The 12,569-nt window shown below is 32.2% G+C and carries 16 protein-coding genes and 1 pseudogene; 2 read left to right on the plus strand and 15 right to left on the minus strand.

Annotated elements, in window-relative coordinates:
• Positions 1 to 122: 122 nt before the first annotated feature.
• Positions 123 to 419, minus strand: coding sequence for a YfbU family protein (locus tag CD004_RS13425; protein ID WP_102263235.1), 297 nt, complete (start codon positions 417 to 419; stop codon positions 123 to 125).
• A 332-nt stretch (positions 420 to 751) separates the two neighbouring features.
• Between CD004_RS13425 and CD004_RS13430 the strand changes: the two genes are divergently transcribed.
• A complete protein-coding gene (locus tag CD004_RS13430; protein ID WP_102263236.1) occupies positions 752 to 2,212 on the plus strand; it encodes a DUF5677 domain-containing protein in 1,461 nt (486 codons plus the stop codon).
• Positions 2,199 to 3,287 carry a hypothetical protein gene (locus tag CD004_RS13435; RefSeq protein WP_102263237.1) on the plus strand — a complete coding sequence of 363 codons (1,089 nt, stop codon included), beginning with the start codon at positions 2,199 to 2,201 and terminating at the stop codon, positions 3,285 to 3,287. The genes CD004_RS13430 and CD004_RS13435 overlap by 14 nt, the downstream gene beginning before the upstream one ends.
• A 245-nt stretch (positions 3,288 to 3,532) precedes the next feature.
• Here the strand turns inward: CD004_RS13435 and CD004_RS13440 are convergent, their stop codons facing one another.
• The 14 genes and pseudogenes from CD004_RS13440 to CD004_RS13505 form a co-directional block, all read right to left on the minus strand.
• Positions 3,533 to 3,814, minus strand: coding sequence for a YokU family protein (locus CD004_RS13440; protein ID WP_102263238.1), 282 nt, complete (start codon positions 3,812 to 3,814; stop codon positions 3,533 to 3,535).
• 36 nt (positions 3,815 to 3,850) lie between these two features.
• Positions 3,851 to 4,264: pseudogene (locus CD004_RS13445) on the minus strand (lysine 2,3-aminomutase); the annotation flags it as partial.
• Between the two features lie 241 nt (positions 4,265 to 4,505).
• On the minus strand, positions 4,506 to 4,859 hold the full coding sequence (locus CD004_RS13450; RefSeq protein WP_102263240.1) for a VOC family protein: 354 nt from the start codon (positions 4,857 to 4,859) through the stop codon (positions 4,506 to 4,508).
• A 145-nt stretch (positions 4,860 to 5,004) separates the two neighbouring features.
• A complete protein-coding gene (locus CD004_RS13455) occupies positions 5,005 to 5,331 on the minus strand; it encodes a DUF3139 domain-containing protein (RefSeq protein WP_102263241.1) in 327 nt (108 codons plus the stop codon).
• 245 nt (positions 5,332 to 5,576) lie between these two features.
• Positions 5,577 to 6,122, minus strand: coding sequence for a signal peptidase I (gene lepB / locus CD004_RS13460; protein WP_102263242.1), 546 nt, complete (start codon positions 6,120 to 6,122; stop codon positions 5,577 to 5,579).
• Between the two features lie 197 nt (positions 6,123 to 6,319).
• Complete coding sequence (locus CD004_RS13465; RefSeq protein WP_102263243.1) at positions 6,320 to 6,721, minus strand: hypothetical protein; 402 nt, start codon at positions 6,719 to 6,721, stop codon at positions 6,320 to 6,322.
• A gap of 91 nt (positions 6,722 to 6,812) precedes the next feature.
• A complete protein-coding gene (locus CD004_RS13470; protein ID WP_102263244.1) occupies positions 6,813 to 7,454 on the minus strand; it encodes a DUF3885 domain-containing protein in 642 nt (213 codons plus the stop codon).
• 445 nt (positions 7,455 to 7,899) lie between these two features.
• On the minus strand, positions 7,900 to 8,259 hold the full coding sequence (locus CD004_RS13475) for a hypothetical protein (protein ID WP_102263245.1): 360 nt from the start codon (positions 8,257 to 8,259) through the stop codon (positions 7,900 to 7,902).
• Positions 8,260 to 8,737: 478 nt separating this feature from the next.
• Positions 8,738 to 8,986, minus strand: a complete 249-nt coding sequence (locus CD004_RS13480; protein ID WP_102263246.1) for a hypothetical protein — start codon at positions 8,984 to 8,986, stop codon at positions 8,738 to 8,740.
• 119 nt (positions 8,987 to 9,105) lie between these two features.
• On the minus strand, positions 9,106 to 9,522 hold the full coding sequence (locus CD004_RS13485) for a DUF4304 domain-containing protein (protein ID WP_102263247.1): 417 nt from the start codon (positions 9,520 to 9,522) through the stop codon (positions 9,106 to 9,108).
• A gap of 147 nt (positions 9,523 to 9,669) precedes the next feature.
• A complete protein-coding gene (locus CD004_RS13490; protein WP_102263248.1) occupies positions 9,670 to 10,047 on the minus strand; it encodes a VOC family protein in 378 nt (125 codons plus the stop codon).
• 139 nt (positions 10,048 to 10,186) lie between these two features.
• Positions 10,187 to 10,951 carry a helix-turn-helix domain-containing protein gene (locus CD004_RS13495; RefSeq protein ID WP_102265102.1) on the minus strand — a complete coding sequence of 255 codons (765 nt, stop codon included), beginning with the start codon at positions 10,949 to 10,951 and terminating at the stop codon, positions 10,187 to 10,189.
• Between the two features lie 24 nt (positions 10,952 to 10,975).
• Positions 10,976 to 11,794 (minus strand): VOC family protein, encoded by an 819-nt coding sequence (locus CD004_RS13500; RefSeq protein WP_102263249.1) that lies wholly within the window; start codon positions 11,792 to 11,794, stop codon positions 10,976 to 10,978.
• A 238-nt stretch (positions 11,795 to 12,032) separates the two neighbouring features.
• On the minus strand, positions 12,033 to 12,452 hold the full coding sequence (locus CD004_RS13505) for a VOC family protein (protein ID WP_102263250.1): 420 nt from the start codon (positions 12,450 to 12,452) through the stop codon (positions 12,033 to 12,035).
• Positions 12,453 to 12,569: the final 117 nt, after the last annotated feature.

Consider the following 12,569-nt stretch of genomic DNA (forward strand, 5'->3'; position numbering starts at 1 on the left):
AAATCAAAAAGAAAACCTTGACTGCTGTTTCTATTGATACATAATGATAATTTTGTCTTTCATGCACTATTGCATAGTATCATTGTACTGCAGAAAAAAATTCATTCCATTATCACCAATTATTACACGTTTGTAATCTTCAATATCTCCTCAACTGTTAAATCGTTGCTGTATTTTTTATCAAAACTTTCCCAGACCGAAAGCATCTTTCTATACATGCCCAACACTGGCCAGTGTGTATTATAGTCAGGATATTTCTCGTTATCCCAAAGTTCTTTGTATCGATTCATATCATGCATAAAGAATCTTGCATAGGTCATGTAGCTCGTTTCGTTATTGCCATCGAATCCTTTGAATTTCAATTTTTCCACTTCAATTTTTTGTTTTTCTTCACCATCTAAATTTTGATAAGAAAAAATTCAATATCTATAAATATAAAATACGCCTTCCGCTTTCGCTGAATAATCAGTCATCGCTATCTTTATAAGCTAGTCCTACTGTATCGGCATTACTTTCGGCCAGGTCGTTTAAAATCATTAACTCTATACGGATTTGGTTCCGCATTAGTTAATTGTTTGCTTGCAGCTGAAAAGCATGCATTTAGTCTAATATGAAAAGAGGATCACTTAAAAGTAATCGTCTCTTAGATGTTTATTCTATTACCACAAATATACTTTTTTCTAATTAATCATAAAATTAAACAAATATATTTGCTATATTATATTTAAGATTATTTTAAGGAGGGGTGTCTATGGTTAAAGAATATAAAGGGCATAAATTTAAAAGTGGTAAATTTGTTACTCCATTTAATGAGCTATTAACACAATTAGGTAAAGAGGAACAATGGTATTTAGGAAGATTACCTGAGTATATGTGGTTAGCTTTAATTTTTCATTCTCATCCTCGAGAAAAAGCAATAATTTTAACTCAAGATATCTTACAAGAATTAAATAAAATTTCACCTGATACAATTATACAACCTAAAGTTTCATATATTCTTCAATTAAGTGAAGAAAAACAACAAGATTTCTATAAATTCTTATTAAGTAAAATAGATAAAAGCGTTTTAAGTCCTCTGACCATAATTATTACTTATTCAATTAGCCGCCCTTTTTCAAAATACTTTTCAATTAAGGATGAAAGTATAGAGGAAAAAATAAGTAAATTAGAATATATATTACAAACGTTTTCAAGTCAACATTCAGAACAGACAACGGACATTAGATATCTAGTTTTCTATTTTATTCAATTAAAAAATAAAATAGTTATGTCCCAGGATCAAAGTAAATTAATCAATCAATATCCAAATTTAACTCACGATAATCATTTAATGGCAATGATTAGACCGATGGTAAGAAACTTAGAAATGATGTCTTCAAACTTTGAGGAAAATCCTAATATTACATATCTAGAACTATTTTGGGAGAGGATGAGTGAATTGACGGATTGTGAATTATTTACTGTTCAATTTGAAATAGAAGACGCTTTAGATAAAAAAACAGCTTTAGAAAATTGTAATAAAGAGCTTAAATACTTCACCGACCTTTTTCATACAGTTTCTCCCCTAGATCAAAAAATGTTGGTCTTATTAGGGTTAACAACATTTTCCTATAAACGCTTTTTAGAATTAGTTGAGCATGATCTTTATAATACAATCACTGGTCGAAGTATTATTAGATCCCTAATTGAGAATTATATAATGATGAAATATTTGATCTTAAGGGAGTCAGAGAAGCCGAATATATGGGAAGAATATCAATATTATGGTTTAGGTCAATTCAAGCTTATTACTGAGAGATATGAGGATACTGGAGATATATTTCCAAATAGTCACGTTGAATATAAATATCTAAGTTTACTTGTGGAAGAATACAAAATGAGAGATTTTGTTGATATGGATTTGAATTATTTTGATCGTCATAATATAAAAACTAAAGCTGAAATGGTTGGTGAATCAAATCTATATAAACATTTATATGATTACGATTCTATTTATGAACATGGCTTATGGGGAGCTATTAGAGAGAGTAGTTTATTAAAATGTAATACAGCTAGTCATCAGTTTCATTGCGTTCCAGATATAGAAAATCAGCAGCAACTTAAAAGTGTATGGCATGATTGTCGACTACTAATGCAAGAAACACTAAATATATTAAAGAAACTATACGGTTACCCATCTCATCTAGAGGTGAAAATAAATGACAAAAACTAAATTTCAAGAAGAACTTATACATATTCAAAATGAATATAAAACTTTATTAAAAAGGGGACTAAATGAATGGGAAGACGAATATTTTGTTGAATTTATTGAAGAAGTAAATCTCTTTTGGAAACAAAATGAGCCTGTATTGTTAAATATCTATAATTATGAATTTCCTCAAATAGATACAGTTTTCCTTACAGCAGTTACAAAGATTGACCTAGAATATATGCAGCATTATTCAATGAAAATAACTGGAAGTATTTGTTTGATAGACGACCCCTTAATTAGTTATTTAAATCTTTTGAACCGAGAAATACCTAAAAGTATGAGAGAAAAACTTGCATCCGTTGCCCAGGCTAATATAAATGAATCTTTAAGGCTAATTGATAATTGCCCTAATGACTTTTTTATTTTACCTATTCGAACAATAATACCAATTGATATAATTACGAAAGCTTCAAAGCAATTTTTTGTATCACTTTTTAATAATATATCGGATACTGAAGATTACTTTAAAAAGATTAAAACTTTCAATGATATTGAACAGAATTTAAAAGATGTAGTAAAGACATGGGTATTATTTGGTTGGAATGATAATGGGTATCGCAATGGCAGTTTAAAAGAGAGATTTGATGATTTTGTGAAGGCAGAATATATAGGTAACAAAAATAGTACAGCTGGTGAAATATTTTTCGTTTCACAGATAGGGTATATATCACAATCAATGAATATTTTATTTACTATGATGGAACTTAATTTTGTCCCTTATGTACGTGGAATTGTGCCTTTTAGATATCTAACAATTCTATATACCAGTCTCAAAGAAAGTTTGAATTTAAACTTAGATATTCAAATGGTCCGAACTAGTATTAGCTACTTTTTTGAGAGAGTCTTTGATTATAATTTAGTTTCAGAAATTTCCTACAACGAATATATAAAAAAGATAAATGGTTTAAGTTTGTACAAATATGTTGAGGATGCTTTATCACTCATTAACAAAGAGTTGGATGAAATAAGTCTTAGACAGATAAATTTAACAGTCGAACAGTTTTATAAAAATGAATTTTTAGTATGTTTAAAATAGCCGTTAATCATATTTTCGGCTATTTTTTTATGATTAATTATTTACCGTAATACTTCTCCTTATGATCCTTAACGATAGGTTGCGTTAGCATAGATATAATTGTTGGTAGTAATAATCTACTACGCATTAAGCAAATAAAGATTTCCTTATTCCACATTATTCTTTTATTTATATATTAACCAAGATAGATTTTATCACATGACAAAGGCACCCATCGCTGAGTGCCTAATAATTATAAAGTTATTCTAAGAAGAAAAATCAAAATAATTTCTCTTCAACAATCTAGGTAGTTCCGTTAATTCCTTAAAACTTATCGTATTGCTGATTATCCTTGTATCCACTAAAAACAATTGATCTTCAATTTCCTTTGTTACGTTTTCAGTCTGGTACACCATGTCACATTCTCTACAATTAACGGCAGGTGTTGATGTAATCTCAATCGCCCTCGAACTATCAGGCAACTCCCAATAAACCGTTCCTTCCCCGTTGATTGCTTTTCCGCCGCACCATTCACAGTTTATATCCATATTCACACTCCCTATTCACTGGCTTTTGAGCTTTCCTTAAGGAACTTCCTGGCTATCCACTGATTTGTTTTGTTGTGCCAGAAATTTCTTTTCCTTCAGCTCATCGCGCTTCTCACGTTTATCTTTTAAAGAAGAATGTGTTGAATCCTCTTGATATTTCTTTCTACGATTTAAACGGTTAAGGTCTTCTGGGATAAGGTTGAATTTACTTTCGTTCATAACTGCAGCTATACCTACATTAGATTTATACTTATCATAATCATTGTAGATTCCATTGAAATAGTCATCCGCTCGGCCGGGTACGTAATTCTCCGGTTCAGGATATGACGTAATCACTCGTTCAAAATTTCGCAGCACCACTTTTTCTGTACTTTGTGAAATTAGATAATTTGGTTGTAAGGCAATCTTTCCTCCTCCACCTGGAGCATCGCAAACGAAGGTAGGGACGGCGTTTTTTAAAGTAAGTATGAAATCCCCAAAAAATCAGATCTTGATATGGCTTTGGATTGCATAGTATCGTTGTATTGCGAAGCAAATGACTATATTTTTTTTCGTCTTTCTTCTTCAACATAAGCACCCTTATGCTTAAGTGAATTTATTCACAAACTTTTTACAGGAATGCTGCCCCTTTAGTTCAATAAAAAAGGCATATATCCTAATTGGACCTATGCCTCGATTGTCTTAAACAAGGTTAACACCTACATACCATCAAATGATTTCCATAAGGGTCTTTGAAATTAAACCAATGATTATGCTCTATTTCTGTTGTTAATTCAACATTCTTATCCTTCATAAACTGATAGGCTGCTACAATATCGTGGGCATTAAAATGAAAAGCTGGAGTTTTAAAAATATTCTCTTCTGAATAGATCTTGCTATCCAATACAATTCCAGTTCCATTCGTTGTTGGTATAATAAATAAATGTCCAAATAAAATCTCACCTTCTGCTTCTAAACCCAAAATATCACAATACCAATTCCGTGCTTCTTCCACATTACTTACAGGAATAAAGACTGTTCCGATTTGATTTAAAACAGGATTCATTGAAACCTCCTAAAATAGAATATATTAATATATTTCGCTTTATTTTATATTTCTCCTTTTTATTAAACTAACCTGCCCCGTTAGTCCAATAAAGAAAAGGCTTATTAAAATCTCCAAATCATATATGCTTCAGTCTTTTTGATTACTATTCCAATGGGGGATACTTCACACCCGTATCCATTCCTGAACCTCCCTTGAATACAAGGAGAACTACACCTCTACTTTTAACCCAACTATATTGATAAATAATACCTGGATCATCCATCAGTTCTACACTAATTTCATATCCCCCTTGCTTGTAGTCCTTTAAGTACTTTTTACTCTCTATCGTCTCTTCTGATATTCCTTGATTTTTCATATATTCTTCAATTTCCCGATTTGCCAAATGTTTTTCAACTGGATACTCGTATAGGATAAAGCATAGAATTGGAACGGAAATAAATAATGTTAAAGCAATTGTTAACTTATTCATAATACACACCCCTAAACGGCATTAGAGGGGGTTATATGTAAAATTCCCTCTTAAGTGTTATATTACACCAGAAGGGATTTTTAGGATAGTTGAAGAATTCACTTTATTTCAGTACCAGTAAAACTTATTTTTTGTAGCTTATTAAATAAAACTGCACCTTTAGCTTAAAAAGGAATTCAACAAAAAAGGTGGCTGATCCTTTTTGGATTAACGCACCTGATGCCAACAATATAGATAACCAGTTATTAGTTATTTACGATTTTAATTTCTTTTATAGGATAATAAACAACATTTGTTGTCCCTACTACCTTCTCCATTGGTATCGCTCCAATATCACGGCTGTCATTGCTTTCCCTTCTGTTATCTCCCAATACAAACAAACTATCTTTAGGGACAGTATCACTACCAACAGCGGTCTCCTTTAAAGTGAATGAGTAAGTTAAAGTTCCATCAATAACTCTTTTCTTATATTTTTCTAAATAAGGTTCGTTGTAAGCTTTCCCATTTATATATAAAACATCATTTTTATACTCAACACTGTCCCCTGGGAGTCCAATAACACGTTTTATGTAATCTCTACCATCTGGGGCGTGAAACACAACAATATCAAATCTTTTCGGTTCCCCAATTTTGGTTACAATCATACGATCCTTGTCTTGGAGAGTAGGGCCCATAGAATGGCCGTCAACAACAATTGGACTAAAGAAAAAAGTGCGAATAATAAATACTAAAACAATTGCAACCATAATAGATTTTAACCATTCAAACGCTTCACTTTTTTTCTTAATCATTACTTGCCCTCCCTTAAAATGACGAAAATAATATCCTTATTTTACCATAACCACTTGGATATTCATTATTTTTCTTAAGCTATTCTGCCTCGTTAGTCGAATTAGAACAAAGACCGCTGCCACCGCGTTCTTCCTTTTTATTGTTTCCGCTTTGTTATTCAAGGTCGGATTTTCGCTAATGCACTACTATTCCCCTATTAACCTGTTCTATATCCTTTAATTACATATCCGAGAAAAATAGAAATAACAATAGAAAGCCAGTGTATAAATCCAATAATGATAGACAGTATTCCTGCTCCCAGATCATCATTTTTATATGGATTATTAAAAATACTGTACCAAATGGGTGATAGAAGAACTTGATACAATATATAAGGCAAAAAGGGAATTAAAAACAAAAGGTACCAATAACCTAAATTAACTTTTGAGTTAATAAAAGAATAAGGAATGATTAAGAACACCGCTATTCCAATATTAAAATAAATGCTCTCTAACCTATCATTATTGTATATAAGGTTAGCCCAAAATAAATCCACTATTGTGTATAGAACGAATAAGATATTTACCGATACAATAGTCTTCAAGTCAACTTTATTCATACTTTCTCCTTAAGAGTAGAAGACCCTTCTTCAACAAACAGATGGCTCAAGCCTTCCCGGATCAACGCACACGCTCAACAATAATTAAATGTTATCTAAACACTTCATCTATTTCGTCCTTGTCGTAATCTAATATCCAATCATTGTATGTATTATAAAGGTCTCGTATAGTTTCAGGTGAAGTAGCAAGCAAATCACATCCTCTATCATCGTACACATGAAAAATGGTTTCCCTACTAATATTTAAAAAGTATATCCTATGAAAAATACTTGGTTGGATTCCTAAATCCTGATTGCATACTGCTTTTAATAATGAAATGTATCTCATATCAGATACTTTGCATTCAAGGGTAAACCTATGTGTTTTATATTTTCCGTCTTCATCATCTTCTGGGAAAATATTAGGCATTTCTGTATGCCTCAATTTATATAGGACTGATTTTTCATATATATATGGAGAAAATATTCTCGCTTTATGTTTATAGGCTTTTCCATCTCCAAAATCATTCACATCTACTACAACAAGAATTTCATCGTCTTGTAAATGCACTGATTCAAATAACGTGACAGCTCTCCTATAAACCCCTTGTACATAAGGACTATTTTCGCAATGGTACTCTCTATCCCACTCTACTCCTAACTCGAACCGTATGCCGATATCCCAGTTATAAAACAAGGGTGGTCTAAGAATCAAGTTCGGGAAATTTACATTCATATAGTCATTTAAAACCATACCTGTACCTCAATTTTCACTTTAAGTTTACCATTCCTTCTTCAACATTACTGCTTCGGTTTCTTTAATAAAGAATGTACAAAAAGAGACTAGCGCAGCCATTAAGTGAAACAATTTCATAAGCGTATGAGCCATCTTTTCACACTTAGGAATCGTTAGAATTTTTATTTTTTCTGGCAAAAAGATAAATTAAGATTCCGGCTACAAACATTAAAAATGCTATCAAAATTGGCCCCATTTTAAAAACGATGAATAAACTGGAAAAACCCATAAGAAATTGTCCTAAGAATCTTTTGTATTTGGTCATTGAACTCTCCCCTTTAAGGTACTACTTCTAATTCTTCATTCACATAATTATCTCCTTCTTGAATTAAATTCTGCATTTTAGTTTAATTAAGGAATTCAAAAAAACATCAATCCCTCCCGGATCAACGCACGTTTTAGTTTAAGAATTATCTATGGTCTTTTTTGGACTTTTTAATGTTGTTCCGACCAACATGAGTAAAGCTCCTGCAAATTGAACATAATAAAATTTGGGGCTAATCCCTATAGGTGCAAATGCTCCTAACAAAATCAATACCAAAGCAATACTTGATATTATCTCTCCTATAGAATTTTTATCAAATTTTTCAATACCGAGAAATGTACTGATAAAGATTAAAAATACTCCAAGTAAATAAACTACACTAAAAAACATTAAAGAAGAATCAACAATAAAAATACTCAATAAACTTATGATTACTCCTAATGCACATACTTTGGCTCTCTTTGATAAACGACTAAAAAATTCAATTCCTCTTTTCAACAATTCCCCCACCTCATTAAGCGTTTTACCTTAGTTATTCAATTTCTTGTTCAACATAACTGCCCCTATAGTTTAATAAACAAAAAGTGCTGCCGCAGCACTAAAAGAGTGGACCTTCCCGTACCTGAATGAGGGAATCAGTGACAAATTGAAAAATAAGCGGAGAAATTCCCCCTAATTTAAAAAAAGCTCTAAAAATAGCTCAATTAGACGGAGAAATTCCGCCTATCGACTCGAAAAACAAGAAAATGGCCAACTATGCTCCGCTTAACCGGAAATTCTCCCCTTATTTACCTACATCCGAGACAAATTTCGCAGTATAAACGGAAAATCTCCGCTTATTGTAAGTCTTGTTGGTCACTCAAAAAAGGATAATACCTCCATTTTTTTAAAAACCATTCCTTCACTAACCTGCACCGTTTGTTTAATAAGGAATTCAGCAAAAAGGGTCCTTAATCCTTCTGTATGAACGCACCCTTTAGTTGAAGAAACTTTTATCACTCTTTTTTCTTTCAATCAATGTCCAAACTACATATATCAAAAAAGACACACCAAACACTATCAAGAATCCATTTGTAATCAAGTTAAAATCTAATTCATTTATCGTTTTAACTACTTCACCGTTTTCCCCCATATGATGTATGGTCCATCCGTTATAATCAAGGAAAAAGTATGATAGTATGATACCGATTACTAATCCGCCTAATAATGAAAACCAAACTTTCATAAAAATCATCCCCTTTTGCATACAATATATTCCACATAATTTTTCCAATTCCTCTTCAACAATCCTGCACCTTTACTTTAATAAGAAGTCAAATAGTTCCTAATCCTTGGTTTAATCGGTTACTTAAATAAATTAGAAATCCATTTAGGGTCTGAGGTATTTAATAGATTTAAAACGTTAGTGGCAATCTGTTCATAATCTTGTTTTGTTTTAGCAACTTCATAATTAAACCATATACCATCTTCTTCTTCGGACATTGCCCCTAATCTAAAACGTTGATTAACGTGATGAGCAGTCACTTTATTTGGTTTTATTCCTTCACCCCAGTCCATTGTTATTCCTTCTAATGGACAAATTGCCAATTCAACTACAAACGAACCTCCCCATCTGTTAAATTGAAAAGTAATTAAATCTATGTTGTCTTCATTCTTCCTTCTAAAATGGGGGAATGAACCTTTAAATCCTTGCTCTTTTAAAACTGGAATAACAATATCTTCAATTGTTAAATCCATATTCTTTCTTTGTTCTGAGGACATTTATTACCCACCTTATTGAAAAGAATTAACGTCTGAAGATTGTATATACGCTTATTTTCACAATACTTCTTCTTCAACATTACTGCTCCGTTAGTTCCACAAACAAAAGAGGTGCTGCTGGCACCTCAAAAATAAACCTATAAGATTCTATCGGCAAACCCCTAAAGGATTATTATCTGGATCGAAAAAAGTAAAAAATCTAGTTGCCCCATCTCCACCAATTGAATTTACCTTTACTCCCTTCTCCAGTAAAAGTTTGTGGGTCTCTTCTATGTCATTAGGAATAAAATTATAGTATTTCCCCACCCCAAAATTATTTTCTGGAAACTTCATTGGTTGATGATTTGGGGTTTTAACCAAACATACTACAGTTTGAGATTGTTCCCCAATTCGCATCACGGCTGCATCTTCTTCAATATAAATTAATTTAAATCCAAGTATTTCTTCATACCACTTTGCAGACAATTGAGGATCCGTAACAGGAATAAAAACTCCTTCCATACCTTTAAAGAGGGCAGTTGTCATATATCCAGCTCCTTGTAAAAAATTTGTTTTACGTTTACAATTCTACACATTTGTTATGTAAACCTTCTTTAGCTAACTGCATTATTTATTCAATAAGAAAAAGCCACCTGGTACATTTGGCAGCTGTTCTTGAACAACACTAACTTTGTATTAAAAGGGGAATCATGTAACTAAACGTTTGCGCATTCGGTGATTCGAATTTTTCTAATTTAATTCCTTTAGTGTTAAAACCAAAACGGTGAACTAACTTGATAAAATTAAAGCAAATAAACTGGTCATAGACATTAAAATTCATTGTTGCATACAATGTGGGCTCCAATTGTTCTATATAGATATTACTATCACTTTTAAATGAATCGGAGGAAATCTCTTCATTTAAGATAAAACCTACCTCTCCCACCATTGAAGCGCCTTTCGAACCTAGTGTCCTTATAAATATTCCAGGCCTCACATCTATCCCTAATTTTTTCACACTTTCTACATCAGCCTTCATTACAGATTGAAATGGGTTTATCATTCTAGGTACCACATGTCTAAACCAGACAAATGTTGTTGGAGAAGCCCATTTAACTAGGTGCATATGTTGCTCTTTATAATTCAAACCATTTAAGTATTGTTTAGCTATATTTAATGAAGATAACTTTGCTTCAACTTCTTGTCTCCAAGCAGAGATTAATTGCTGCTTCTCTCCTTCATCTACTTGCAGAAACTGATATATTTCTTCAATCTTTATATCAGCTAGCCGGAGGGAATGGATGATTAAGGCCTTTTCAACTTGATTTTCTGAATATATTCTATATCCATTCTCTAACCTCTTAAGCGGTTCTAACAATTTTTTTTGGTCATAGAATCGAAGAGTGCTTGGTGATAGGCCTGTTCGTTCGGAAAACTTATTAATCGTCATTTCCAAAACTCTTCCTCCTTTATCTTAGATAGGATATGACCAAACATTTATACGGTTACCATCTAAGTCAAAAAAATGAAAGCCTGCCCACCCATTTTTTGGATCACCTGCGACTTCAGACAATTCCACCCCTTTTAGTTTTAAATGGTTGTAGGTATCATTAAATACTTCTGGTCGGATATCAAAATAATTTCTCACAGCAGGGTTACCCTTTCTAAAATATTCATGTTCAAGCTTTTCCAGCCAAATATTATCATAGAACACTTCAGAAAGCTGCATCCAATCATAAGCATCTTCAATATGCAGGTGAGCAAAATCTTTATTGTATTGTTTTACCAATTTCAACCCAAGATATTCCTTATACCATAATATAGCTCTGTCGATATCACTTACACCTATTCTTACATTTACATCACTGAATCCTGTTATTCTTGATGTAAGAAATTCTCCTTCAATACTTTTATTATAAACAGCTGTAAGCCTAGCGTTCTCAAATCCAGTAATATCAAAACTAACTTGCCCATCAGGTAATGTTTTCAGTTCTTTAACAACAATTCCTTCCCTATCAAAATAGTTTAGTGTTTCCTTAAGGTTCGTTATCTCGAAACCTATTCTCATGTTGCCTTCAAAGTCATTATCAGCTTTAAAATGCTCCATATCAGACTCAAAGGATTTTAAAGTTACAACACCTGATCTTGGCATTTTAAGAAAAGCCTTTTTCCCCACTGGAGTAATTACCTGGTCCAAACAAGACCACCCCATATGCTTGGTATACCATTCCACTCCCTCTTCAAATTTATCCCATGATACCATAATAAAACCGCCATCCCAACGGAATGTCATCTGTCGCACCCCTACTTTCTAATTTCTGATTCGGTATGTTCTACCAATTTCATTCTAAAGGTTAAAGTAAGTTTAAGGTCAAGTGTTTTTAGGTTAATTTATTTGACTAACCTTCCCCTTTAATCGATAAGAAAAAAGAGCTGCCGATCCCTGGTGGATCTTCAACTCACAAACGTTCCCGTTATTGAACACTGAGGAGGAGATGCCTTATTAAAATATCGCCTCCTCATTAAAATATCTATTTGGAAATGAGATACTTTTCTTTGAAGATTGGACTTAGTTCACTCCATACATCAAATTTATTACCATCTAAATCGTAAAAAACAAAATTTCTTCCTGAGTGTCCTCTGTTTTCAATCTCTCCAACTCTAATTTCACTTTGCCTAAAGTCATTATGTATTTCTTCTAAGGCATTTAATCCATTAACTTCGAATGTTAACGAAAAACGCTCATTACCGTAAATATCAATGAAATTGGAGCTTTGATTTTCATTAGATTTCACAAGAAAAATACTTTGATTGGCAAAGTTTAAAATAGCTTTGTCTTGATCTTTGTAGCTTAGCTCCGCTCCTAGTTTATTTATATACCATTCAGAAGAAATGTCTACATTAGTCACTGGAATATATGTTGTTCCTATCCTTAATAATTTCTCACCCATCTTATGTATCCTCCTAAATTACAAAATATTCTAAAACTATTATTCAATAAAAAAAACTTACTTCCTGCATTTAAGTAAGTTTTTGATACTGATTTTTGCAATTCTTATTAAACTAAC

The sequence above is a fragment of the Mesobacillus jeotgali genome (genome assembly GCF_002874535.1).
Lineage (GTDB): Bacteria > Bacillota > Bacilli > Bacillales > Cytobacillaceae > Mesobacillus > Mesobacillus jeotgali.

What these genes read in the sequence shown, in the direction of transcription:
- CD004_RS13430 (WP_102263236.1), top strand. Translation starts at nt 752, where the DNA reads ATGGTTAAAGAATATAAAGGGCATAAATTTAAAAGTGGTAAATTTGTT.
- CD004_RS13440 (WP_102263238.1), bottom strand. Translation starts at nt 3,814, where the DNA reads ATGGATATAAACTGTGAATGGTGCGGCGGAAAAGCAATCAACGGGGAA.
- lepB (WP_102263242.1), bottom strand. Translation starts at nt 6,122, where the DNA reads ATGATTAAGAAAAAAAGTGAAGCGTTTGAATGGTTAAAATCTATTATG.
- CD004_RS13450 (WP_102263240.1), bottom strand. Translation starts at nt 4,859, where the DNA reads ATGAATCCTGTTTTAAATCAAATCGGAACAGTCTTTATTCCTGTAAGT.
- CD004_RS13485 (WP_102263247.1), bottom strand. Translation starts at nt 9,522, where the DNA reads ATGTCCTCAGAACAAAGAAAGAATATGGATTTAACAATTGAAGATATT.
- CD004_RS13470 (WP_102263244.1), bottom strand. Translation starts at nt 7,454, where the DNA reads ATGGTTTTAAATGACTATATGAATGTAAATTTCCCGAACTTGATTCTT.
- CD004_RS13500 (WP_102263249.1), bottom strand. Translation starts at nt 11,794, where the DNA reads ATGACATTCCGTTGGGATGGCGGTTTTATTATGGTATCATGGGATAAA.
- CD004_RS13490 (WP_102263248.1), bottom strand. Translation starts at nt 10,047, where the DNA reads ATGACAACTGCCCTCTTTAAAGGTATGGAAGGAGTTTTTATTCCTGTT.
- CD004_RS13480 (WP_102263246.1), bottom strand. Translation starts at nt 8,986, where the DNA reads ATGAAAGTTTGGTTTTCATTATTAGGCGGATTAGTAATCGGTATCATA.
- CD004_RS13465 (WP_102263243.1), bottom strand. Translation starts at nt 6,721, where the DNA reads ATGAATAAAGTTGACTTGAAGACTATTGTATCGGTAAATATCTTATTC.
- CD004_RS13435 (WP_102263237.1), top strand. Translation starts at nt 2,199, where the DNA reads ATGACAAAAACTAAATTTCAAGAAGAACTTATACATATTCAAAATGAA.
- CD004_RS13505 (WP_102263250.1), bottom strand. Translation starts at nt 12,452, where the DNA reads ATGGGTGAGAAATTATTAAGGATAGGAACAACATATATTCCAGTGACT.
- CD004_RS13455 (WP_102263241.1), bottom strand. Translation starts at nt 5,331, where the DNA reads ATGAATAAGTTAACAATTGCTTTAACATTATTTATTTCCGTTCCAATT.
- CD004_RS13495 (WP_102265102.1), bottom strand. Translation starts at nt 10,951, where the DNA reads ATGACGATTAATAAGTTTTCCGAACGAACAGGCCTATCACCAAGCACT.